This is a genomic window from Hymenobacter sp. BT491, assembly GCF_014349165.1.
Lineage (GTDB): Bacteria > Bacteroidota > Bacteroidia > Cytophagales > Hymenobacteraceae > Hymenobacter > Hymenobacter jejuensis.
Genome location: NZ_JACSJJ010000004.1, coordinates 626,151 through 646,852, shown reverse-complemented (window position 1 = coordinate 646,852; position 20,702 = coordinate 626,151). Strand labels below are relative to the sequence as shown.

The following is a 20,702-nucleotide window of genomic DNA, read 5'->3' as shown; positions in this document are numbered from 1 at the left end:
CATGAACCTGATCAGCAAAGAATTTATCCGCAACATCGCTCCGCAACTGGACCTGCTCAATACGTTGGGCGGCGGCACTGCGCAAGCCGTGATGCGCGTAGATAAGCGCGACAAAGGCGTGGTGATTCGGGTGGCGGCCCCTACGGTAAGCCCCGAAAACTTCCACGTATTACTCAACAACAACAAGCTTACGGTGTACTGCGAATACCGCCACCAGCCCGACGATAAGCTTGCCGCTCCGCTGTTTGCCCAAACCCTGGACCTGCCCGCCAACCTCGACCTGAGCCGCATTGATGCGGTGCACGAAGAGAACGAGTTGCGCGTTCGCATTCCGTTCCAGGACCCGGCAGCCCGCCAGCGCGAAATCGAAATCAAGCAGCGCTAAGATCTGCTCTTGCTGCTCCTTTTATAACGTCGGGACCGACCGGCATTTGTTCCATTGTTGAGCCACTGCTTCCGCAGTGGCTTTTTTATTTTGTGATTATTTCACAAAGATTTGATTATCAATAGTTTAAACAATAACACGCACAACAGTCTGGTATTTTAGAGGACTAAATAAAATAATATTCATTATTTATAATATCATAGTTTTTTTGCGTTCCGAGCAAAACCAGCTTCATCAGTCTGAAAACAGCTTTTTTAGCCTCACTAGCCGTTGCAGCACGAGTTTAGCGAAGCAGATAGCAGCTCAAGCACTTGTTAATGAGCGCCTAAGAGCTTAATATACATTTGGCTTCTGCACATGGCGATAGGTACCCGCGCTGCCTAAGCACGGCGCTAAGCGGCCCGCTGAAGCCTTTTTTGTTCCACCCTTCACTTGCCAACAGCATGCAGAAACAACAACTAAATATCCGGTTTACACCTTGGTTATTGGGAGCTTCATTACTTGTGGCAACGGCCACGTTTGTGGGGTGTTCGGACGGGGGCGTGGAGCCTACCGACCCAACTGCGGCCGCCACCAGCAACGATGCGCAAGGGAATAACGGCCAGAATGCAGGCGACCTCATTCCCGGGCAGTACATCGTCGTGTTCAAAGACGGTTCTGTCGACGTAAGCCCTTCGGCCCCTTATGAGGAGAAAGTGGCGAAGGTAAAAGCCTCAGCGCAAGGACTTTTGAAAGGCAAAGGTCTGCGGGCAGAAGCAGTTGGTCATGCGTATGGCCACGTGCTCAAGGGGTTCTCAGCCAGCCTGACGCCCGGCGAGGTGGCGCAACTCCGACAAGACGACCGCGTGGCTTACATTGAGCAAGACAGGGTGATCACGTTGGGCAAGCCTACCTCCGGCGGCGGTACCACCCAACCGGCTCAAACGATACCCTACGGCATTGCACGTGTGGGCCATACCACCGTAACCGGCAAAACGGCTTGGATCATCGATACCGGCATCGACCTCGATCACCCCGATTTGCATGTTGACGTCGCACGCAGCAAGTCGTTTCTGACCAGCGGCGCCAACTACGCTTCGCCCGACGATGGCAACGGCCACGGCACCCACGTATCGGGCACCATCGCAGCTATCGACAACTCCATTGGCGTGGTGGGAGTAGCGTCGGGGGCGACGGTGGTAGCAGTCCGGGTACTCGACGCCCGCGGCAGCGGCTCTACCTCCGGCGTTATAGCAGGAGTCGATTATGTGGGCTCGAAGGGCAAAGCCGGTGATGTGGCCAACATGAGCCTAGGCGGCAGCGTATCCACGACCCTCGACAATGCGGTGCTGAACGCCTCTGCGGGCGGCGTGCTGTTTGCACTGGCCGCCGGCAACGAATCCGACAGCGCAACCAACCACTCGCCGGCCCGCGTCAATGGCCCGAACATCTACACGGTTTCGGCCATGGACAACACCGACACGTGGGCGTATTTCTCCAACTTCGGCAACCCACCCGTGGACTATTGCATGCCCGGCGTGAGCATCAAATCGACGTGGCTGAACGGCGGCTACAACACAATCAGCGGTACTTCCATGGCCACGCCGCACATGGCGGGCGTGCTGCTTGTGAAGGGCAAGTCATTCACGATCAGCGGCTACGTGAAAGGAGATCCCGACGGCAAAGCCGACCCAATTGGGCATTTGTAAGCAATTCTATATCGCATACTTAAGCAAACAGGGCCGCCAAAGTTGGCGGCCCTGTTTGGCTTTATCTCGCGGGCCGGCTGAGCCCTATTTTTAACCCTGAAGATGCCGGCGAAGCAGTTATTCTTTTACGCAAACAACGGAATCAGCAGCAGGAAGCCGGTGAACAGCGACAGGTAAAACCAGCCCATCACCTGCCCGCGGTAGCGGCGCGGCAGCCGGTTGCTGAGCAGCAGCACGGCCACTACCACCAAGGCCAGGTGCAGCAGCAGAAACACCACCGTTTTCACCCAATTGCTCACGATCGTGTTTTCGGGCTGCATCTGGTTGCTCATGCCCAGACCGGAGGTGGCAAAGCGCAAGGCATAATACGCGAGCGCTTCAAACCCGACAAAGCACACGAAGCCTCCCAGCAGCGCCAGCGGACCAGATTTTTGGGAAACATCGGCCATGAGGGAATGTTGAATTTCAGATACTGAATATCGAATATTAATATAAATTATTGACAATCAATAACTTATACAAATAAGTTCGGCTTTTATCCTTTAGACTTCAGAATTTCTTCTGAGCGGGTTCGGATGTAGAGCTCCTCGACCTTAGCCCGGGCCCAAGGCGTACGGCGCAAAAACGTAAGGCTGGACTTGATGCTCGGATTGACGGCAAAGCAATTGATGCGAATGCGGCGGTCGAGCTCGGGCCAACCGTAACGCGCCACCAGATACTCCAGAATCTGGGCCAGCGTCACGCCGTGCAACTCCCGGATGAGGTGACCGGCTTCGTCGCGGGCGTCGGAGAAATCGGAAGTGGCCATTGCGTTGTTCTTCTGCTAGCGAAAGTAGGCGATAGGGGTCCAGCACCGCTGGCTTGTGTGCAAATCTACGGCGGTATCGGCATTTTTGCGCGGGCCGGGTACCAGCCCTATATCCTGATACGTTACCTTTGAGATGGCAACGCTAATGAATCGACCCCGACGACCTGCTTCTTCCCGCGCCGCTGCGTCGCGCCGGTACTTGGGCTGGGCCGCTCTGGCACTGCTGGTCGGGCTGCTGGCTTTTTACGTGCATTACCGGCGACCAATCAATCGCTACGCCCGCCGCACCTACGCTACGTTTATCAGTAAAAATCTAACGGGGCTGGAGCGAACCCCCTTACTATCAGGCTATTCGGTGCATGGCATCGACGTTTCGGCGTATCAGGGCCGCATCGATTGGAAGCTGGTCGCGAGCCACGATGTGCGGTTTGCGTTCATCAAAGCCACGGAGGGCGTGACGCTGCGCGACCCGCGTTTTGCGGGTAACTGGCGGGGCGCCCGGGCGGCCGGCATCTATCGCGGAGCCTACCATTTTTTCCAGCCCAACTACGACGGCGCCCGGCAGGCCAATCTCTTCGTGCGCACTGTGCCGCTCGCGCCCGGCGACCTACCGCCGGTGCTGGACGTGGAAGCCCCCGAGTTTCACGATGTTTCCATAATGCGCAGAAACATAGATACTTGGTTGCGTTTGGTAGAGCGCCATTACGGCGTTCGTCCCATTCTGTATTCCAACTACAGCTTCTACAAACGCCACCTTGCCGGCCACTTCGACAAGTACCCGCTGTGGCTGGCGCACTACGAAGTCGATAGCCCGTCGCTGCCCCGCGAAAAGTGGATTATCTGGCAACATTCCGACGAAGCGTACGTGCCCGGCATCCGGGGCACCGTCGATTTCAACGTTTACCAAGGCAGCTTCAACAGCCTGCTTTCGCTGCGTATTCCGACGCCATCTAAAGAAGCCAACGATTCATTATCAAAGTCGACCGATTGATAATCAACATACTATATTCATATTCAACACAAGCATCGCCTGTTTCGTAACGCTTACTTGCCGGCTTCACTTTCTGTTTTTGCCAATGCCTGACTTTCGCCTTCGTTTTGCTTCGCTGCTGCTTTTAGTGCTGCCCTGGTTCTTGGGTGCCTGCGCGAGCAGCAGTACCTTCACCCAAAGCGGCCAGGCGTCGTACTACGCCGATAAGTTCAACGGCCGCGAAACGGCCAGCGGCACCGTGTACCGCCCCGGCCGCCTGACGGCCGCACACAACACCTTGCCCTTCGGCACGGTCGTGCGGGTGACCAACCCGCGCAACAATCGCTCGGTGAAAGTGACCGTCACGGACCGCGGGCCGCACGCCAAAGGCCGCATCATCGACTTGTCGCGGAAGGCGGCCCGCAAAATCGGCATCATGGGCCAGGGCGTCGCGCCGGTGAAGCTCAAAGTGGTGCACGCCGCCCGCTAGATCTATCTGCTTATCAAGCAAATACTTACACCATTTTTTGAATGAATATTCGCAAGAAAGTCAAATGGGACATCGCCGGCCGGGCCGATCGGTTTGTGGCACTAGGAGCTTTCGTGAAGGCGGCAGAAGCCCAAGGCTGGACCGAGGCGGAAATTCAGTACGTGATGGACGAGATCGTGAGCGCGAAAGACGAAGCCGAAGCAGCCCTTATTTTTCAGGACTACACCCAAGCATAGTTCGGGCGAATGCGACTCGCCTTTACCCAGACAGAAGCGGGCCGACTGGAAGTACTTCCAGTCGGCCCGCTTCGCTTTTAATTGCAAGATAAAAACCTGACTATAAGCTACTTATTTTTGCGCTTCATTTTGGTTTTGTCCTTGCCCCCGTCTTTGGCCGCCATCATGAGGCTGTCTTGTTGGGCTTTCATCGACGCGGACGTGACACGGCCGGTCAGCGAAACGTAGTCGCCTTCCTTGAGCATGGTTGTGGTGCCATCCGGCGCCGTGACAGTCCCGTTGACCGCAATTTTGGTACCGTTGACCAGGGTTACGTCTTGGCTCAGCGGGTCGGTGTGGCCGTTCTGCGTCATCATGACTTTGCCTTCTTTCATCATGGCGCCGTCCTTTAGTGTAATGCCCGTCGGCGCGACACGGCCGCGGGGTGCTACGGGCTTGCGGGGTGGTAACTTGGTTTGGGCTTGCGCTGCTAAAGCACTCAGGCTCACCAGCAAAGCAATGGGCAGGAAAACACGAATCTTCATGGGTGGGATGAGAAGTAAGTGAAAGATGTAGAAGTAAAGAGAACTCCTAAAATACAAATTACCGGCCAAAATCTTAGCGTCGAGCAGGCAACCCGCGCCGGAGCCGGTGCGTTTGGAAAAGGCGGCCACGCCCCCTAACCGAACGCTTTTGTTTCACCCCAACCACCCATTCACCATGCCCGATTCGAAGGATTCCGAAGACATCTACACCGATTTTAAACAGCAGGTCAATATGACGGCCGGCGAAATTGAGAAATGGCTAAAAACCGACGAGTCGAAATCGGTGGGCCAAGACAGCGGCGACGGCGAAAGCATTGGGCATAAGTCCGGCGAGCACATCATCGAGATTTTGCGCAAAAAGAAAGCGGAGCTTACCGCCGCCGACAAAGCGCACATGCACAAAGTACATTCGTACATCAGCCGCCACCTCAAGCAAGGCCCTCACCATCAAGAAGATATCGAGAATTCGCGGTGGCGCTACTCGCTCATGAACTGGGGCCACGATCCCCTGAAAAATAAGAAGGAATAAAAGACGAGGAATGAAGAAAGAAGCAGGACCTGCTTTTCTCGTGCTTTATTTCTCATTTTTCGTTCCCAATCCTTCATTCCTGACTAGCCGTGGACTACAAAGATTATTATAAGATTCTGGGCGTTGAGAAAAACGCGACTACCGACCAGATAAAGAAGGCATACCGCAAGCTGGCGCGGCAGCACCACCCCGACGTAAACCCAAACGACCCCGAAGCCGAGCGCAAGTTCAAGGAGCTGAACGAGGCCAACGAAGTGCTAAGCGACGAAGAAAAACGCCGCAAGTACGACCAGCTTGGTGCCGATTGGCAGCGCTATCAGCAGGCGGGGGCGGGCCGTGGCAGCGGTGGCGGTGGCTTCGATTGGTCGCAGTATACCCAAGGGCAAGGCGGTGGTTTTGGCGGATTTGGAGGCGGCAGTGGACCCGAAGACCCGTTTGGCGGCGCCGATTTCTCCGACTTTTTCAGCTCTATTTTTGGCGGCATGGGCGGCCGGCAAGGGGGCAGCCCGCGGCCCGGCGCGGGCCACGACTACCAAGCCGAGATGGAGCTTTCGCTGGAAGACGCCTACCGCGGCGGGCCGCGCACAATCAACGTCAACGGCAAGAGTCTGCGCATCACCATTCAGCCCGGCGTAGAAGACGGGCAGGTCATTCGGCTGCGCGACCAGGGTGCCCCGGGCCGCAACGGCGGCCCTAATGGGTCGCTGTACCTTACGTTTCGGGTGCTGCCCGATCCGCGCTACACCCGCACCGGCAACGACCTGACTATGGAAGTGCCCATCAGCATTTACAAAGCCCTTTTGGGCGGCGAACAGGTGGTGGAAACGCTGTCGGGGTCGGTCAAAATCAAGATCAAGCCCGAAACCCAAAACGGCACCCGGCTGCGGCTGCGCGGCAAAGGGTTTCCGCTGTATCGGCAGGCGGGGCAGTTCGGCGATCTATACCTGCGCCTGGTTCCGACGCTGCCGCAACACCTCACCGACCAGGAGAAAGAGCTGTTTCGGCAACTAGCCAAGCTTCGTGGCGAAACACTTGATTCTTAAATAGTTATATAAAACTGACTGCTTTTGTGTCTGCTGTTATTTTTCTACCGCTATGGAAACGCACATCCTCACCATTTCCTTCCGCGATTGTGCCGCCACCTACGGCCTGAGTGAGCACGACTTGCGCGAGTTTGTAGAGCTCGGATTGCTACACCAAGCCGAAGCGCCTGATACACTGCAAGTTGAGCCCGAACACCTAGCCCGGCTGGTACGCTTGCATCAGGACCTAAGCATCAATAAAGAAGGCATTGACGTGATTCTGTCGATGCGCCAGCGCCTACTGGACTTGCAGGAAGAATTGATGCGGCAACGCGCCCGCGCGCTGCAACTAGAGCGTGTGCTTCGAGGCATGGGGCCAATCTTCGATGCCGACGAGTGGCTTTAGCAACTAGTTGATTTATTGAACATTACACCCAATCTACAGCCAGGGCCAGCAGGGCACCGATGAGAGTGGCCACTAGCTTGCGCACGTTGAGGTGATGGTCGGGGCTGGTTTCGAAGAGAATGGTGGTGGAAACGTGCAGGAAGTTGCCGGCTACCAAACCCAGCAACGCCGCGTACCAACCGTTGCTGAGCAGCTCGTCCAGCACTACGTAGTTGCTCACTATAATGCCAGCGGGCGCCGCCAGCGCAAACAGCACCAAATACGGCAAGGCCCGCCAGAAGCTGTTGAGCCGCATCAGCAACGCGGCCATAAGCGCAAAAGCAGCCGGGATGTGGTGCAGCGCTATACCGGCCGTGATGGCGTAGAAATTCTGCCCAACGCCTTCCGTTTCGGGGTTGCGCACCAAGATGCTGCCCTCAAAAAAAGAGTGAATCACGAGCGCCGACAGCAGCAGGTAGGGCACGCGGCCAGCGTGGTGGGTTTGGTGGTGAATGTGGCCGTGCTCAACTCCTTGGGAGAACACCTCCAGCAGCAGCTGCCCGAAGAAGCCCGCCAACACAAAATAGCCCACCCGGTGCGTGTTGTGTGGCGTAAGGGTAAGGGCCTCGGGCAGCAAATGCGTGATGGTTAGCGTGAAAAGATACGCTCCGCTAAACGCCAGCAGCGGCTTCATCCAAGTAGTGCGCGCTGTGGGCACAAGCCGGGTCAGCCAGCCCGCACCCAGCACCGTGGAAAACAGCATCAGCACAGAAAGCCACATAGGAATTGTATATATTAAGCAGGCAGATACCCCACTTGTAAATAATTGATTATAAGCCACATACCTCTACAACAGCAAAGGGCGCTGTGAGCGCCCTTTGCTGTTAAACCTTGATAGTCAAAGCGTTACCTGCGACTTTATGGTTACCTTCTCGCCACCTTCAGAGCGAGTCGGGGGAGGTACTTGGCTTGTAAGCAGGGTTGCGTACGAGTTCCATCTCACAGACAGGGCACTTGCCGGGCTTGTTGCTTTCGCTGCCCTCGCACCCCATGGGGCACACATAAGCCAACACGGGCTTCGCGACGGGCTGGCTCGCCTCCTGCTTGGCAGCAGACGAAACGCTGGTCTTCTCGGCAAGCGGTTGGTTGTTGCACCCCGCCAAAGCAGTAGCCGCCGCCAGCAATACGCCCGCGACGGCCGGTTTACAATTTGCCAACATCACGGCTGCGCGAGGTGCTTAACGCTGAACTTCGTGGCCGCTGGCGGTGGTGTCCTCCTGGCTTGGCTTAGCGTTCTTGCTGGCCTCCTGCTCGTTAGCAGTACGGGCCTGATCGGCTGTGGGTAAGGCCTGCTTTTCGAGGGTTGCGTGGGAGCTGATGGGCTCGGCAATGGCACCGCCCTTGGCTTGATTGGGGGCGGCTTCGGTGTGCTGGTCGAAGTTGTCGCTCGAACGCGTACCCGGCGCTACCAGATCTACGGATACTTTGTTTTCCGGACGCCAATCCGAAGGTTCAGCGCTGCATGCATTCAGCGCAAGGGCGGCTACCGCCAGCGCAGAGAACAAAAGATTTTTATTCATATAAAGCGAAGAAAAAAGAAGCAGGAGTAAATGAATACCGGTTCGGCCGACCAAGGGTTACGCCGAAGCGGGGCCGTTACCGAGCCCAGTTGCGGCGGGCAGCAGGTTTTTGCGCCGCAGCATGGAGTCGAACAGCTTGATGTCGTTGGGCGAATTGAAGATCTTGAGGGGCAGCTGCAAAAACATCGGCGTCTCAAAGGTACGCGCCACCCACAAACGCCAGCCCTTGAGCTCAGCCGGCATTTCGGGGGCTTGCAGCCACAGCAGGTAGCCTTCGGCGTCGCGCTTGGCTTTCCCGATCATGTTCCAGGGCAGGGCACGGCCTTCGCGCTCGTTGAGGCGCATCACAATTTGCTTAGCATCAATCTCATAGCTAAAGCGCTCAAACAGCGCCTTGCTTTGCTCCATCTGCGTCACGCCCGTGATCTGGGCCGAGCGCAACAGCACGTAAAGCAGCGTCAGCAGGGCCGCTAAGGCCAGCCACCACCACGAATGCCAAATTACGGCGGGCAACAGCCCGATGGCAAACGGAATCAGAGCGTACCACCATTCCTTGCGCCACACCTGGGCCATAGCCAACTTGGTGTAGGTGTTGGTGTCGAGCTGGCTTTTTTTGGTCCGGATGGCAAGTGGCGAAGCCCCTTGCGCCTGACGGAAACCACGTTGGTTGGGTTGGTTCATATTGCGGTAGTGTCAAATGCTCAAATGACGAAGTAGCTAATATCTCAGAATATTTTTCAAATACTTGATAATCAATCGATTACATTCGCATTCAACGAGTTAATATGCTTTAAGGCTGATGTCCAGAATAGTGGCGGAGTGCGTGAGGGCGCCTACGGAAATGAAGTCTACGCCGGTAGCGGCTACTTCGGCGATGGTCTGCTCCGTAATTCCGCCGGAAGCCTCGGTTTGGTAGCGGCCACCGATGAGCCTGACTGCTTCCCGCATTTGAGCGGGCCGCATGTTGTCGAGCATGATGCGGTACACGCCGCCGGTTTCCAGCACTTGCTGCACTTCGGCCAGCGAGCGGGTTTCTACCTCAATGGGCAGATCGCGGCCGGTGCGCTTCAGGTACGCATGCGTGGCTTCAATGGCCTGCCGAATGCCGCCGGCATAATCCACATGGTTGTCTTTGAGCATGATCATGTCGAAGAGCCCGTAGCGATGGTTGACGCCGCCGCCGATCACCACGGCCCACTTTTCGCACAATCGAAAATTGGGCGTCGTTTTGCGGGTGTCGAGCAGTTTGGCTTTGGTACCGGCCAGCAAAGTTGTCAGATAGGCAGTATAAGTGGCAATGCCGCTCATCCGTTGCATGCAGTTGAGTACCAAGCGCTCGGCGGTCAGAATGCTGCGGGCAGGTCCTTCCACAGTGAAAGCTACGTCGCCGTGTTTGACGGGAGCACCATCGGTCAGCAGCAGCTCCATACGCAACGCCGGATCCACTTCCCGAAAGATGAGGCGAGCCAACTGCACACCGGCCAGAATACCCTCGCCTTTGACCAATAATTTGGCGCGATTTCGGGCGTTGGCCGGGATGGCAGCCAGCGAAGAATGGTCGCCGTCGCCCACATCTTCGGTCAGCGCCGTGCGGATAAACGTTGAAAGAGCTTCCGGAGTGAGGTAAGGGGCGTTTTGCACGGTACAAAAATAGAAAAAGGCCCCGACATGCGCCGGGGCCTTTTTAGTATTCGCTAACGAAGTGGCGGGTCACTCCTTGGTAAACTCGATGTTGTCGATCTTGAAGGTGCCGCTTTCCGATTTCATCTTGACGAACACGCGGTAAGAACCGCTCTTGCCGTTATACTTTCCGATGGCGTAGGGGATGCCCCCGTTGCTGGCCCCTTGGTGGATGTATTCAAACCCGTTGGGAGCGTTCTTGGCGAAGAAATCCTTCATCACGAACTCGGCCTGCGTAGGACTATAGCTTTGCTTGTCACCATCAAAGCCCAGCTCCACGGTGGCGCTGAAGAATTGGGCCAGCTCATGCGAAGAGCCGGTGCGAATAGCGTCGCGAACGGGTCCGAAGGCCTCACCCTGCGCGTAGCCAGCGATGGAGAGCAGCGCCAGACAGGTAATGACCAAGGCCCGATATAAGTTGCGTTTCATACTAGAGTAAAGAATGCATCATGCAATACGCTAAAACTATGCCAACAGGGCACTACGTATAAAATATCTCCTGCGTTGGCCCTGATCAGACCAAGATAAGAAAATAGACACGTTACGCGCCCTGCCCTTATCTTTGTGGTATGAATAAACAGGTATTGTTAGTGATTCTGGACGGATGGGGCTTGGCGCAGAACAAAGAGGTCTCCGCCATTGACAAAGCCCAAACCCCCTTCGTTAACTCGCTGTTTCAGCGCTTCCCGCACAGCAAGTTGCAAGCCTCGGGCGAAGCCGTGGGGTTGCCGGAAGGCCAGATGGGCAATTCTGAGGTTGGCCACATGAACATTGGGGCCGGCCGCGTGGTGTACCAGGATTTGGTGCGCATCAACAAAGCCATTCGCGAGCGCAAACTAGGCGGCATTCCCGCCTTGGCCAATGCCTTCGAATACGCCCGCACAAACGCTAAAAACCTGCATTTCATAGGGCTACTGTCGGATGGCGGCGTGCATTCGCACATCGAACACCTGAAAGCCCTGTGCACCTTGGCGCACGATGCCGACGTGCACAAGGTGTTTATTCATGCCTTCACCGACGGTCGCGATACCGATCCCAAGGCCGGTGTCAACTACGTCAACGACCTGGAGCAGCACCTGGAGCGCGCTGGGGGCAAAATCGCTTCCATTGTGGGCCGTTATTACGCCATGGACCGCGACAACCGCTGGGAACGGGTGAAAATCGCCTACGACCTACTGGTGAATGGCAAAGGCACGCCCTCGCAAAACCTGATTCAGTCGATGCTCGACTCGTACAAGGAGGGCGTAACGGACGAATTCCTGAAGCCCATCGTGAAAGTGGGTGCCGACGGACAGCCTTTGGCGACTATTCAGGAGGGCGACGTGGTGATCTGCTTCAATTTCCGCACTGACCGCGGCCGCGAAATTACGCAGGCCCTCACGCAGCAGGATTTTCACGCCTTCAACATGCACCGGCTGAACCTGCACTACCTCACCATGACGAATTACGACGCCACCTTTACGGGCGTCACCCCGATTTTCGACAAGGATAACCTCGACAACACGCTGGGGCAGATACTGGAGGCCAACCACAAAAAACAGATCCGCATCGCCGAAACCGAGAAGTACCCACACGTTACGTTCTTCTTCTCCGGTGGCCGTGAAGTGGAGTTTGACGGTGAAACCCGCATCATGCGACCTTCGCCTAAGGTGGCGACTTACGATTTGCAGCCCGAAATGAGCGCGAAAGACCTCCGCGACGCGCTCGTGCCGGAGTTGCAAGCCAAGTCGGCCGACTTCGTCGTGCTCAACTTTGCCAACCCGGATATGGTAGGCCATACCGGTGTATTCGAGGCCGTTGTGAAGGCTGTGGAAACCGTGGACGCTTGCGCCAAAGATGTAGTAGAGGCCGCCCTAGCCAGCGATTATGCCTGCATCGTCATCGCCGACCACGGCAACGCCGACATGATGATCAACCCGGATGGCACGCCCAACACAGCACACACTACTAACTTGGTTCCCTGCATTTTAGCTGACAACAACTACCACGGCACGTTGTCGGATGGAAAGCTGGGCGACATTGCCCCGACCGTGTTGGCGCTCATGGGCATTCCGCAACCGGCCGATATGACGGGAAATTCGCTGTTGCAGCCCAGCGAGCAAGCTGTTCCGAGTCCCGTTGCGAATGCGTAGCTTTTGGCTGGTAGCAGGCTGGGGGCTGCTAATCACCGCGTGCGGTTCCGATGAGCAAGCGCAACCTCAGCAAACCGCGGCGCACAGCGCGCAATATTTCGACGTCAAAGGCTTTCTTGATGCCCAAGCGCAGCTGCTGAACCGGCAAAATCCGGCTGTGGAGAAGAAGGTAACTCTACGCGATGGGAAGCTGGAAACCACTCGCGTGCCCCACGTAGACTGGACTAAGGAGTTGCAAATCTTCTACCAGGCCGACATCAACAAGCCGGCTCTGCGCGGTGCGTACGCCATCGAATCAACCCCCACGACTGGCCAACGCGCTTACGTCCGCAAGCCGGGGATTGAGAATACCGTTGAAAATCTGACAGTTACCGCCGATGGCGATCAAGTACGCGTGCTCACAGCGCGGCTTGTTCAAAACAACCCACTGTTCTATTCGGAGAAGAAGCTGTATTTGCACACCATCAACGGCGTCCTCAGCGACTACCGCGTCGAAGGCTTACAAAAGCTGGTAATGTTCGATACGCTCCGCTACTCAGCTGCGATGCACATCATCAAGTAACTATTTTATTGTCAAATAGTTACTTGATGATCTTATATTTCTGATAGACCAGTACCTTTTAGAGCCTAGTCTACGTAAGGCTCCACCTTTACCGTGCTGATTTTGCTGCCACTGTAGGTCACGGAGATGTAGTTGGTGCGTTCGGTATCGCCGATGCGCAGGTTTTGGCAACTCGTTGACTTTCTGCGCGATACTACTGTAATCCCGCTCTGCAAGTGCCGGCCGTAGGTCGGCTGAAAGTTGGTAATGAAGGCGTGGCGTAACAGATCCTTGTCGGGGGCCCGGTAATACTCAAACCGGTTGCCTTGGTGCCGCAGCACAATAATGGTGTCGACCTGGCCCCGCTCGTGCACGTTGGCAAACGGCTTGCGCACCACAATGATAGCGCCCGCTTGCAGCAACTCGTCAATCGTCGGCTCGGCGCCGAAAGGCTGTCCGGCCAACGAGTCGTCGGTAATCACACAGATGCTTCGGTTGGCCAGCGGCACCGTCACGGCGGGTGCCAAGTGATGCTGGATTGACCTCGGGCTTGGTTTTGTACTGTGAGCCGGCTTTTCGTCGGAACTCACCGCGGCCATCAACCCTGCACACAATGCAGCCGCCGTGGTCAACTTGGAAGACGAAAAGAGAACAAAGGCTAACATAGGGAGACTCTCAACGAGAGTATTTTCTGCCTCTTACGGTAAATTTTTCATTTCGCCACCTCCGCAAGTATAATTTTTTCAATGTCCGGAGGTAGTTAAGCAGTGATTCACGATTGGCCCATCAGCGTGGCCATCACCCAGCGGCGCGAGGCATGATTGCGGTGCTCTCCCAAATAAATTCCCTGCCAAGTCCCCAGTGCCAACTGCCCATTGCTCACCGGAATGGTGACGGAAGTCCCCAGCAATGCCGCTTTCAGATGTGCGGGCATGTCATCGGGGCCTTCTTGGGTATGACGAAAGTACGGAGCGTTTTCGGGAGCTACGCGGTTAAAGTATTCTTCAAAGTCGTGACGTACAGTAGGATCGGCGTTTTCGTTGATGCTCAAGCTGGCCGACGTATGCTGAATGAAAAAGTGGACAGTACCCACTTTTACTTGTTCCAGTTCGGGCATCTCAGCCGTTAACAGATCAGTAACCAAGTGAAAGCCGCGGCGCACAGCCGGTAAGCGCAAACGTCGTTGAACCCAGATCATGGTTCGCAATTAAGGGTTCAGCCGCTCGTAAGCGCCGAGGTCGGGAGAAGAAGGATCGCGCGCTACATTGAGCAGGTCGCGCGACACAAAGGGAGTAGCGTATCTCTTATTGCTGGCAGGTGAAAGAGTATCTAACTGATAATCAAATTTATCTGAGTAACCTACACCGGCCGGGCGTTTAAATTTAGGATAGTTGCTTTCGTTATTGGACTGATTGGGCAGTTGATATTCTTTATAAAGATCCGTCCTAATTAGATTATTAACAAGATTTCGTTGAATATTTCCTGGTTTGAATTTAAATAAAAGTTCGTCCTTCAGGAGCAAGCCGTTCGCAAACGTATTGCCCCAGATAATAGAGTTGCGAATGTCCACGACAGTGGGCTGCCTAGCCGCTTGCGGCGTGGCAAAATCATCGGTGAAGGCCATGGAAGGCGAGTCGCGCTTAAACGAGGGCGTGAAATTGGCTACGGTGCAGAAATTCATGCCAAACAAACCACTGCCAATACTGAGTACCGCGTACTCACCACAATTCGTTATCAGACAATTAGTTAAGCTAAAGTCACCGGAAAAGCTCAGGATGCCGCCGCCCGTGAAGTTCTGGCCGCCGCTGGCAAACGTAAGCGCTGCCCCTGAGATGTTTTTAATGACCGTATTTTCGACCGTCACGCGTGGCCGCGGTTGCAGGTTTTGGGGGTTGTATACCAAGAGTCCGAAAGACGCATTTTTGATCTCGGCATACCGCACCACGTTGTCGTGGCTGCTGGCGTCGAACTGGATTCCGCGCCATTGACCCGGAATCTCGTTGTAAAATGGCTCCAGACGGTCGGCTGCGAAGCGCACGATGTTCCGGTCGGTCGCCTTCACCGTAGCTGTACCGGGGTTGAAATTGGCATTTACCAGCAACCGTCCCTGCACCACAATCGCGGAGTTGGCGTGCGAATAAACGCGGGTGCCCGGCTCGATGGTCAGCGTACAATTGGGGCCGACCAGCACACTGTTGTAAATGACGTGGGGCTTGTCGTTGCGCCACACAGCGTCGCAAGGCAAGGTCTCACCGTCGTGAAAATATGCGTTCTGCCCGTACGCTATCAACCTGACATTCTGATCGTTACCGTTAGTGCGAAACCGTACCTGATCTTCGATCAGAAAAGGCTTGCCGTCGCCGGCAGTAGGATCAATGGCAGCCCGCACCAATACCAATACGCTGTCCTTGCCCCGGATCTCAACGTTACTGGCTCCAACTCCGGCTTCACCGTTGAGGGTCAAAGTGTAGGGCGAATTGGCCGGCATGCCCAGCGAAATCTGCTCTACCTTCACGGCGCGGGCATTGCGGTTATACACCCACAACCGTTTCGTGACCGTGCCCTTTTGCACAAACACCGTATCGAACTTCACGGTGTCGGAGGAAAACTCCAGCTTGGCCGATGCGCTCGTCGTGATGACATCTTCCTTCGGCTCGCAGCCCACTAACAACGAGCTGATGCACAGAAAAATAGACAGAACGGGCAGCAGCAAGCGCATAGGATTCATAAAAAACGTCTGTCATCCTAATGAAGGAAGGATGACAGACGTATGAGACAGGTTTCTATAACCTATTAACTTTCAAATACTTACACAACGCCTTCTTTCAGCTTTTCGGCGCTTTCGGCGATGCGGAGCTGCTCAACAAACTCGTCGATGTTGCCGTCCATTACGCTGGATAAGTTGTAGACGGTCAGGCCGATGCGGTGGTCCGTTACGCGGCCTTGGGGGTAGTTGTACGTACGGATCTTATCAGAACGGTCGCCGCCGCCGATCATGCTCTTGCGAGCAGCGCCTTCGGCTTCGTTTTTCTTGGCCAACTCAATCTCGTAAATGCGCGAGCGCAATACCTGCAGGGCCTTGTCGAAGTTTTTGAGCTGCGATTTCTGGTCTTGGCACTGAGCCACGAGGCCGGTTGGGATGTGGGTAAGGCGCACGGCCGAATACGTCGTGTTAACGGACTGACCACCGGGGCCCGATGACATGAATAGGTCCTTGCGGATGTCGTTCATATCCAGCTCGATGTCGAGTTCTTCTGCCTCTGGCATTACCACAATAGAAGCTACCGAAGTGTGAATGCGGCCCTGCGTTTCGGTAGCCGGTACGCGCTGCACACGGTGCACACCCGATTCGAATTTGAGCTTGCCGTACACGTCTTCGCCTTTCAGCGAGAGCACGATTTCTTTGTAGCCACCCGAGGTGCCTTCCGTGGCGTCAATCAGGTCCATGCGCAGGCCCTGCTTTTCGGCGTAGCGCATGTACATACGCTGCAAGTCGCCGGCAAAAATCGCCGCCTCGTCGCCGCCGGCGCCCGCCCGGATTTCCATGATCACGTCCTTCGAGTCATTCGGATCTTTCGGGATGAGCAAGTCTTTGATCACGCTTTCCAAGCGATCTTGCTCGGGCAGAAGCTCATCGAGCTCCGCCTTCGCCATTTCGCGGAAATCTTCGTCTTTCTCCGTTGAGATGACTTCCCGAGCGTTCTCAATGTTGGAGAGCACCTGCTGATAGTTGCGGTACTCCGTCACGATTTTGCCGAGGTCCTTATATTCTTTGTTGAGGGCCTTGTAGCGTTTCATATCGCTCATAGCTTCGGGCTGCATGAGTTGTTGACTCACGTCCTCGTAGCGCTGGCTAATGGCCTCCAGTTTGTCTAGCATCTTGCCTGTGGGAAATTGTATTTGCTGGTGCAAAGGTACTGAAAACAAACACGTCCGAGAAGGCTCTGCGTTCCCGATTGCCTCGTTTGCAGGGCAGCATATTTGCCGTGGCTGCTAGGATGCCTCGAAAGTTTTACTACTTTGCAGCATCTAGCCCGCGCGTATATGCCTCAGCAGCTTGCTATTCGCTATTTCACCCGCGCTCTGACTGTCATTACAACAGTCACATGGATGGTCATTACCCGGTAACAGGGCTGCCCACTCCACCTTCTCCTTTTTCAACCCCAGAGTTTGCAGCCCCTCACCGGTAAAATCCGATACTGGATTTTTACTGAGCGAGCGGGCCTTTATGTGTTCTACTCACTTCACTTGTATGCAGGTTTTGAAATTCGGCGGCACCTCGGTAGCCAACGCAGAGAACATCAACAAAGCAATCGACATCATCGCAACCGCTGCCCAGCGCGGGCCGACCATTGTAATCGTCTCGGCGCTAGGCGGCGTCACCGATGCTCTGATTGAGGCCAGCCAACGGGCCGCGGCCGGCGACGAAACCTACCGAGAACACCTGCAAGCCATTGAGCAACGCCACCTCGACACGGTGAAGGCCCTCGTTCCGGTGGCCAACCAAAGCGCGGTGCTGAGTGCCATAAAACGGCGCTGCAACGAGCTGGACGCTATCTGCGACAGCGTATTTGCCTTGGGCGAACTCTCACCACGTACCCAAGACCGCGTGATGAGTTTTGGCGAGTTGATGTCGTCGCAGATGGTGGCGGCCCGCGTGCAGGCGGCTTCGTTGCGCTGCCAATGGCTCGATTCCCGCGAACTGATCCGCACCAATTCAAGGTTCGGGGCGGCGGAAGTCAACTTTGCCGTTACCAACCAGCAAATCAAGAACTTACTTACGGAGTCAGAGCAGCAGGTGTACTTGGTGCCGGGCTTTATTGCGGCCGACGCGCAAGGTGCCACTACTACCCTAGGCCGCGGCGGCTCCGACTACAGTGCCGCCATTTTCGCCGGGGCCGTGCATGCCGACGTGCTGGAAATCTGGACGGATGTGAGCGGAATGATGACGGCCGACCCGCGCCTAGTGACCAGCGCCAAAGCCATCCCGCACATCTCTTACAAAGAAGCGATGGAGCTGTCGCACTTTGGGGCAAAGGTCTTATATCCGCCTACTATTCAACCGGTTATGCAGCTGGGCATTCCATTGTGGATCAAGAATACCTTCGCCCCCGCTGACCACGGCACCCTGATCGAGGTAGACTCACCGCCCAACCATACCATTGTGCGCGGCATTTCGAGCATTGGCAGCATCGCCCTACTCAACCTCGAGGGCAGCGGCATGGTGGGCATTCCGGGTTTTTCGAAGCGGCTGTTTGGCGCGCTGGCGCAGGAGCGCATCAACGTGATTCTGATCACCCAAAGCTCGTCGGAACATTCCATTTCGGTGGCCGTCAGCAGCACCGACGCACCACGTGCCAAAACCGCTGTGGATGAGGAGTTTGCCTATGAGATTACGAGCAATAAAGTCGAGCCGCTTCGACTGGAAACCGGTCTAGCCATTGTCGCACTGGTAGGCGAGAACATGAAGGATCACCCCGGCGTCAGCGGGCGGATGTTTGGCGCGCTCGGTCATAACGGCGTGAACATCAGAGCAATAGCCCAGGGATCATCGGAGAAGAACATTTCCACGGTTATCCAGTCGCATGACGTTCGCAAAGCCATCAATGTACTGCACGAGGCCTTCTTCCAAACCGAGTACAAGCAGGTCAACCTCTTTATCGTGGGCGCGGGCAACGTGGGCAGCAAGCTGTTAGGCCAACTAGCTCAGCAGCAAGACTATCTCTTGGAAAAACTGCGCTTGCAGCTGCGGGTGATTGCCGTTGCCAACAGCAAAAAGTACGTTATCAACGACGAAGGCCTCGACCTGAATACCTGGCAGGAAGACTTGCAGGAAGGTGAGCCCATGGAGCTGACGCAGCTTGTGGCCAACATCCAGGCCCGCAACCTTCGCAATGCTGTGTTTGTGGACATTACGGCCAGCGCCCAAGTGGCCGAGTGCTATGCGGCTTTGCTGGAAAAGAGTATTTCGGTAGTGGCATGCAACAAGGTGGCCTGTTCGTCGGCGTACGCCAACTATGCGAATCTCAAGTCGTTAGCGCGCGAATTCAACGCTAATTTCCTCTTCGAGACCAACGTGGGCGCGGGTTTGCCCATCATCGGAACGCTCAACGACTTGCTACGCAGCGGCGACGTGGTGAACCGCATTCAGGCGGTGCTGTCGGGGACGCTCAACTACGTATTCAACCATTACGACGGCACCAGCTCCTTTGCTTCCGTGGTGCAACGGGCTCAGGATGAAGGCTATACCGAACCCGATCCGCGCCTCGACCTGAGCGGCACCGATGTGATGCGCAAAATCCTGATTCTGGCCCGTGAAGCCGGCGTCGTGATGGAAATGGACGACATCACGAACGATTCTTTTCTGCCCGCGACGTGCATGGAAGGCGACGTAGCGGCCTTTTACGAGCAGCTGGCCGTGCACGAAGCACACTTCCGCCGACTCTACGAGCAAGCGGCGGCGGCGGGCAAAAAGCTCAAGTTTGTGGCTCACTACGAAAACGGCAAAGCGGCTGTGGGCTTGCAGCAGGTGGGGCCGGAGCACGACTTTTTCACCTTGCAGGGCAAAGACAACGTGGTGCTTTTCTACACCAACCGCTACGTCGAGCAGCCGCTGGTAGTGAAAGGGGCCGGCGCCGGCGCCGACGTTACGGCGTCGGGGGTATTCGCCGATATGATTCGGGCGGCGCGGGTATAGTTACCTAGTCCGCCTGCAATCCATAACCGATTCTACATCAAGCATATATGAATTCAGTAACCGTTCTTGCGCCTGCTACCGTTGCCAACGTAGTGTGCGGCTTCGATGTGCTGGGCTTCGCGCTAGGCGCGCCCTACGACACCATGACCCTGCGCCTTACCTCGCAACCGGGCGTCGTCATCATCAACAAAGACGACTACAACCTGCCCACCGAGCCCCGGCGCAACGTGGCCGGGGCGGCGCTGTTGGCGCTGTTGCGGGCGGTGTCCGAGCCCATTGGGTTTGAGGTTGAAATCGCGAAAGCCATCAAACCCGGCAGCGGCATCGGGTCGAGCGCGGCGAGTGCGGCCGGCGCCGTAGTAGGCGCTAACGCCTTGCTGGACAATCGGTTCACCAAAGCCGAGCTGGTAGAGTTTGCCACGTATGGCGAAGAGGTAGCCTCGGGCGTGCGGCACGCCGACAACATTGCGCCTTGCATCTACGGCGGCGTTACCCTGATTCGCTCCACCGAACCGCTCGACATTATTCCCATTCCCGCCCCGCCGTTGTACGTGACCGTGGTGCACCCCCAAATCGAAGTAAAAACGTCCGATGCCCGTGAAATTCTGAAAAAGCAAGTGCCGCTCAAGGACGCCATCCGGCAATGGGGCAACGTAGGAGGCTTGATTGCGGGCCTGATGAAGGGCGATTACGCGCTTATCGGGCGGTCGTTGGAAGACGTGATCATCGAGCCGGTGCGCAGCATTCTCATCCCGGGCTTTGCCGAAGTAAAACGGGCTAGTCAGGAAGCCGGCGCGCTTGGCGGCGGCATTTCGGGTTCGGGTCCTTCCATTTTCATGCTCAGCCAGCACGAAACCACCGCTCGCCAGGTAGAAGCCGTCATGCAAAGCGTTTACCACGGGCTCGGCATTGATTTTCATACGTACGTGAGCACCATCAACCTCGAAGGGGTGCGCGTAATGCCCGTGGAAACCGAAATTAATATTCCTACATAATTATTTGACAATCAATGTATTATAAATCACAACTATCTTA

At 55.9% G+C, this 20,702-nt stretch carries 25 protein-coding genes; 12 read left to right on the top strand and 13 right to left on the bottom strand.

The window, feature by feature from the left end; all coding sequences use genetic code 11:
* Position 1: 1 nt before the first annotated feature.
* Positions 2-385, top strand: a complete 384-nt coding sequence (locus H9I52_RS19495; RefSeq protein WP_139515377.1) for an Hsp20/alpha crystallin family protein — start codon at positions 2-4, stop codon at positions 383-385.
* A 443-nt stretch (positions 386-828) separates the two neighbouring features.
* Complete coding sequence (locus H9I52_RS19490) at positions 829-2,073, top strand: S8 family serine peptidase (protein WP_187455221.1); 1,245 nt, start codon at positions 829-831, stop codon at positions 2,071-2,073.
* A gap of 125 nt (positions 2,074-2,198) precedes the next feature.
* On the opposite strand, the gene H9I52_RS19485 is transcribed toward H9I52_RS19490, so the two are convergent.
* Entirely contained in the window at positions 2,199-2,522 is a 324-nt protein-coding gene (locus tag H9I52_RS19485; protein WP_139515375.1) for a hypothetical protein, read from the bottom strand.
* An 86-nt stretch (positions 2,523-2,608) separates the two neighbouring features.
* A complete protein-coding gene (locus H9I52_RS19480; protein ID WP_139515374.1) occupies positions 2,609-2,881 on the bottom strand; it encodes a VF530 family DNA-binding protein in 273 nt (90 codons plus the stop codon).
* Positions 2,882-3,026: 145 nt separating this feature from the next.
* Between H9I52_RS19480 and H9I52_RS19475 the strand changes: the two genes are divergently transcribed.
* From H9I52_RS19475 to H9I52_RS19465, 3 genes are all read left to right on the top strand, one after another.
* Complete coding sequence (locus H9I52_RS19475; protein ID WP_165699347.1) at positions 3,027-3,872, top strand: glycoside hydrolase family 25 protein; 846 nt, start codon at positions 3,027-3,029, stop codon at positions 3,870-3,872.
* 85 nt (positions 3,873-3,957) lie between these two features.
* Positions 3,958-4,341 (top strand): septal ring lytic transglycosylase RlpA family protein, encoded by a 384-nt coding sequence (locus H9I52_RS19470; RefSeq protein WP_139515372.1) that lies wholly within the window; start codon positions 3,958-3,960, stop codon positions 4,339-4,341.
* 41 nt (positions 4,342-4,382) lie between these two features.
* Positions 4,383-4,577: a hypothetical protein gene (locus tag H9I52_RS19465; protein ID WP_187455220.1), complete on the top strand. Its 195-nt coding sequence runs from the start codon at positions 4,383-4,385 to the stop codon at positions 4,575-4,577.
* A gap of 107 nt (positions 4,578-4,684) precedes the next feature.
* Here H9I52_RS19465 and H9I52_RS19460 read toward each other — a convergent pair whose 3' ends face one another.
* Positions 4,685-5,101 (bottom strand): DUF6799 domain-containing protein, encoded by a 417-nt coding sequence (locus tag H9I52_RS19460; RefSeq protein ID WP_139515370.1) that lies wholly within the window; start codon positions 5,099-5,101, stop codon positions 4,685-4,687.
* 175 nt (positions 5,102-5,276) lie between these two features.
* Between H9I52_RS19460 and H9I52_RS19455 the strand changes: the two genes are divergently transcribed.
* From H9I52_RS19455 to H9I52_RS19445, 3 genes are all read left to right on the top strand, one after another.
* Positions 5,277-5,630 (top strand): DUF3140 domain-containing protein, encoded by a 354-nt coding sequence (locus H9I52_RS19455; protein WP_187455219.1) that lies wholly within the window; start codon positions 5,277-5,279, stop codon positions 5,628-5,630.
* A gap of 89 nt (positions 5,631-5,719) precedes the next feature.
* Positions 5,720-6,673, top strand: coding sequence for a DnaJ C-terminal domain-containing protein (locus H9I52_RS19450; protein WP_187455218.1), 954 nt, complete (start codon positions 5,720-5,722; stop codon positions 6,671-6,673).
* Positions 6,674-6,725: 52 nt separating this feature from the next.
* Positions 6,726-7,058 carry a chaperone modulator CbpM gene (locus tag H9I52_RS19445; RefSeq protein ID WP_187455217.1) on the top strand — a complete coding sequence of 111 codons (333 nt, stop codon included), beginning with the start codon at positions 6,726-6,728 and terminating at the stop codon, positions 7,056-7,058.
* A 22-nt stretch (positions 7,059-7,080) separates the two neighbouring features.
* Here the strand turns inward: H9I52_RS19445 and H9I52_RS19440 are convergent, their stop codons facing one another.
* The 6 genes from H9I52_RS19440 to H9I52_RS19415 all read right to left on the bottom strand — a co-directional run bounded on the left by H9I52_RS19440 (position 7,081) and on the right by H9I52_RS19415 (position 10,726).
* Complete coding sequence (locus H9I52_RS19440) at positions 7,081-7,818, bottom strand: ZIP family metal transporter (RefSeq protein WP_139515366.1); 738 nt, start codon at positions 7,816-7,818, stop codon at positions 7,081-7,083.
* Positions 7,819-7,978: 160 nt separating this feature from the next.
* Complete coding sequence (locus H9I52_RS19435; RefSeq protein ID WP_187455216.1) at positions 7,979-8,257, bottom strand: heavy metal-binding domain-containing protein; 279 nt, start codon at positions 8,255-8,257, stop codon at positions 7,979-7,981.
* 18 nt (positions 8,258-8,275) lie between these two features.
* Positions 8,276-8,617 carry a hypothetical protein gene (locus H9I52_RS19430; RefSeq protein ID WP_187455215.1) on the bottom strand — a complete coding sequence of 114 codons (342 nt, stop codon included), beginning with the start codon at positions 8,615-8,617 and terminating at the stop codon, positions 8,276-8,278.
* Positions 8,618-8,674: 57 nt separating this feature from the next.
* Positions 8,675-9,298, bottom strand: coding sequence for a hypothetical protein (locus tag H9I52_RS19425; RefSeq protein WP_139515363.1), 624 nt, complete (start codon positions 9,296-9,298; stop codon positions 8,675-8,677).
* Positions 9,299-9,397: 99 nt separating this feature from the next.
* Positions 9,398-10,258, bottom strand: coding sequence for a carboxylating nicotinate-nucleotide diphosphorylase (nadC, locus tag H9I52_RS19420; protein WP_187455214.1), 861 nt, complete (start codon positions 10,256-10,258; stop codon positions 9,398-9,400).
* Between the two features lie 69 nt (positions 10,259-10,327).
* Entirely contained in the window at positions 10,328-10,726 is a 399-nt protein-coding gene (locus H9I52_RS19415) for a DUF4783 domain-containing protein (protein WP_139515361.1), read from the bottom strand.
* 140 nt (positions 10,727-10,866) lie between these two features.
* On the opposite strand from H9I52_RS19415, the gene gpmI reads away from it, so the two are divergent.
* Both gpmI and H9I52_RS19405 read left to right on the top strand, forming a co-directional pair.
* The gene (gene gpmI, locus H9I52_RS19410) at positions 10,867-12,429 is read left to right on the top strand and encodes a 2,3-bisphosphoglycerate-independent phosphoglycerate mutase (RefSeq protein ID WP_187455213.1); all 1,563 of its coding nucleotides are present in this window, start codon (positions 10,867-10,869) and stop codon (positions 12,427-12,429) included.
* Positions 12,422-12,991: a hypothetical protein gene (locus tag H9I52_RS19405; RefSeq protein ID WP_187455212.1), complete on the top strand. Its 570-nt coding sequence runs from the start codon at positions 12,422-12,424 to the stop codon at positions 12,989-12,991. Before gpmI ends, H9I52_RS19405 begins: the two co-directional genes overlap by 8 nt.
* Positions 12,992-13,056: 65 nt before the next feature.
* On the opposite strand, the gene H9I52_RS19400 is transcribed toward H9I52_RS19405, so the two are convergent.
* From H9I52_RS19400 to prfA, 4 genes are all read right to left on the bottom strand, one after another.
* Positions 13,057-13,497: a hypothetical protein gene (locus H9I52_RS19400; protein WP_187455211.1), complete on the bottom strand. Its 441-nt coding sequence runs from the start codon at positions 13,495-13,497 to the stop codon at positions 13,057-13,059.
* Positions 13,498-13,742: 245 nt separating this feature from the next.
* Complete coding sequence (locus H9I52_RS19395; RefSeq protein WP_222940562.1) at positions 13,743-14,168, bottom strand: secondary thiamine-phosphate synthase enzyme YjbQ; 426 nt, start codon at positions 14,166-14,168, stop codon at positions 13,743-13,745.
* A 9-nt stretch (positions 14,169-14,177) separates the two neighbouring features.
* Positions 14,178-15,698 carry a hypothetical protein gene (locus H9I52_RS19390; RefSeq protein WP_222940561.1) on the bottom strand — a complete coding sequence of 507 codons (1,521 nt, stop codon included), beginning with the start codon at positions 15,696-15,698 and terminating at the stop codon, positions 14,178-14,180.
* An 80-nt stretch (positions 15,699-15,778) separates the two neighbouring features.
* Positions 15,779-16,849: a peptide chain release factor 1 gene (prfA, locus tag H9I52_RS19385; RefSeq protein WP_139515356.1), complete on the bottom strand. Its 1,071-nt coding sequence runs from the start codon at positions 16,847-16,849 to the stop codon at positions 15,779-15,781.
* 373 nt (positions 16,850-17,222) lie between these two features.
* On the opposite strand from prfA, the gene thrA reads away from it, so the two are divergent.
* A complete protein-coding gene (gene thrA / locus H9I52_RS19380) occupies positions 17,223-19,667 on the top strand; it encodes a bifunctional aspartate kinase/homoserine dehydrogenase I (RefSeq protein ID WP_187455209.1) in 2,445 nt (814 codons plus the stop codon).
* Positions 19,668-19,714: 47 nt separating this feature from the next.
* Positions 19,715-20,662, top strand: coding sequence for a homoserine kinase (locus H9I52_RS19375; RefSeq protein ID WP_187455208.1), 948 nt, complete (start codon positions 19,715-19,717; stop codon positions 20,660-20,662).
* Positions 20,663-20,702: the final 40 nt, after the last annotated feature.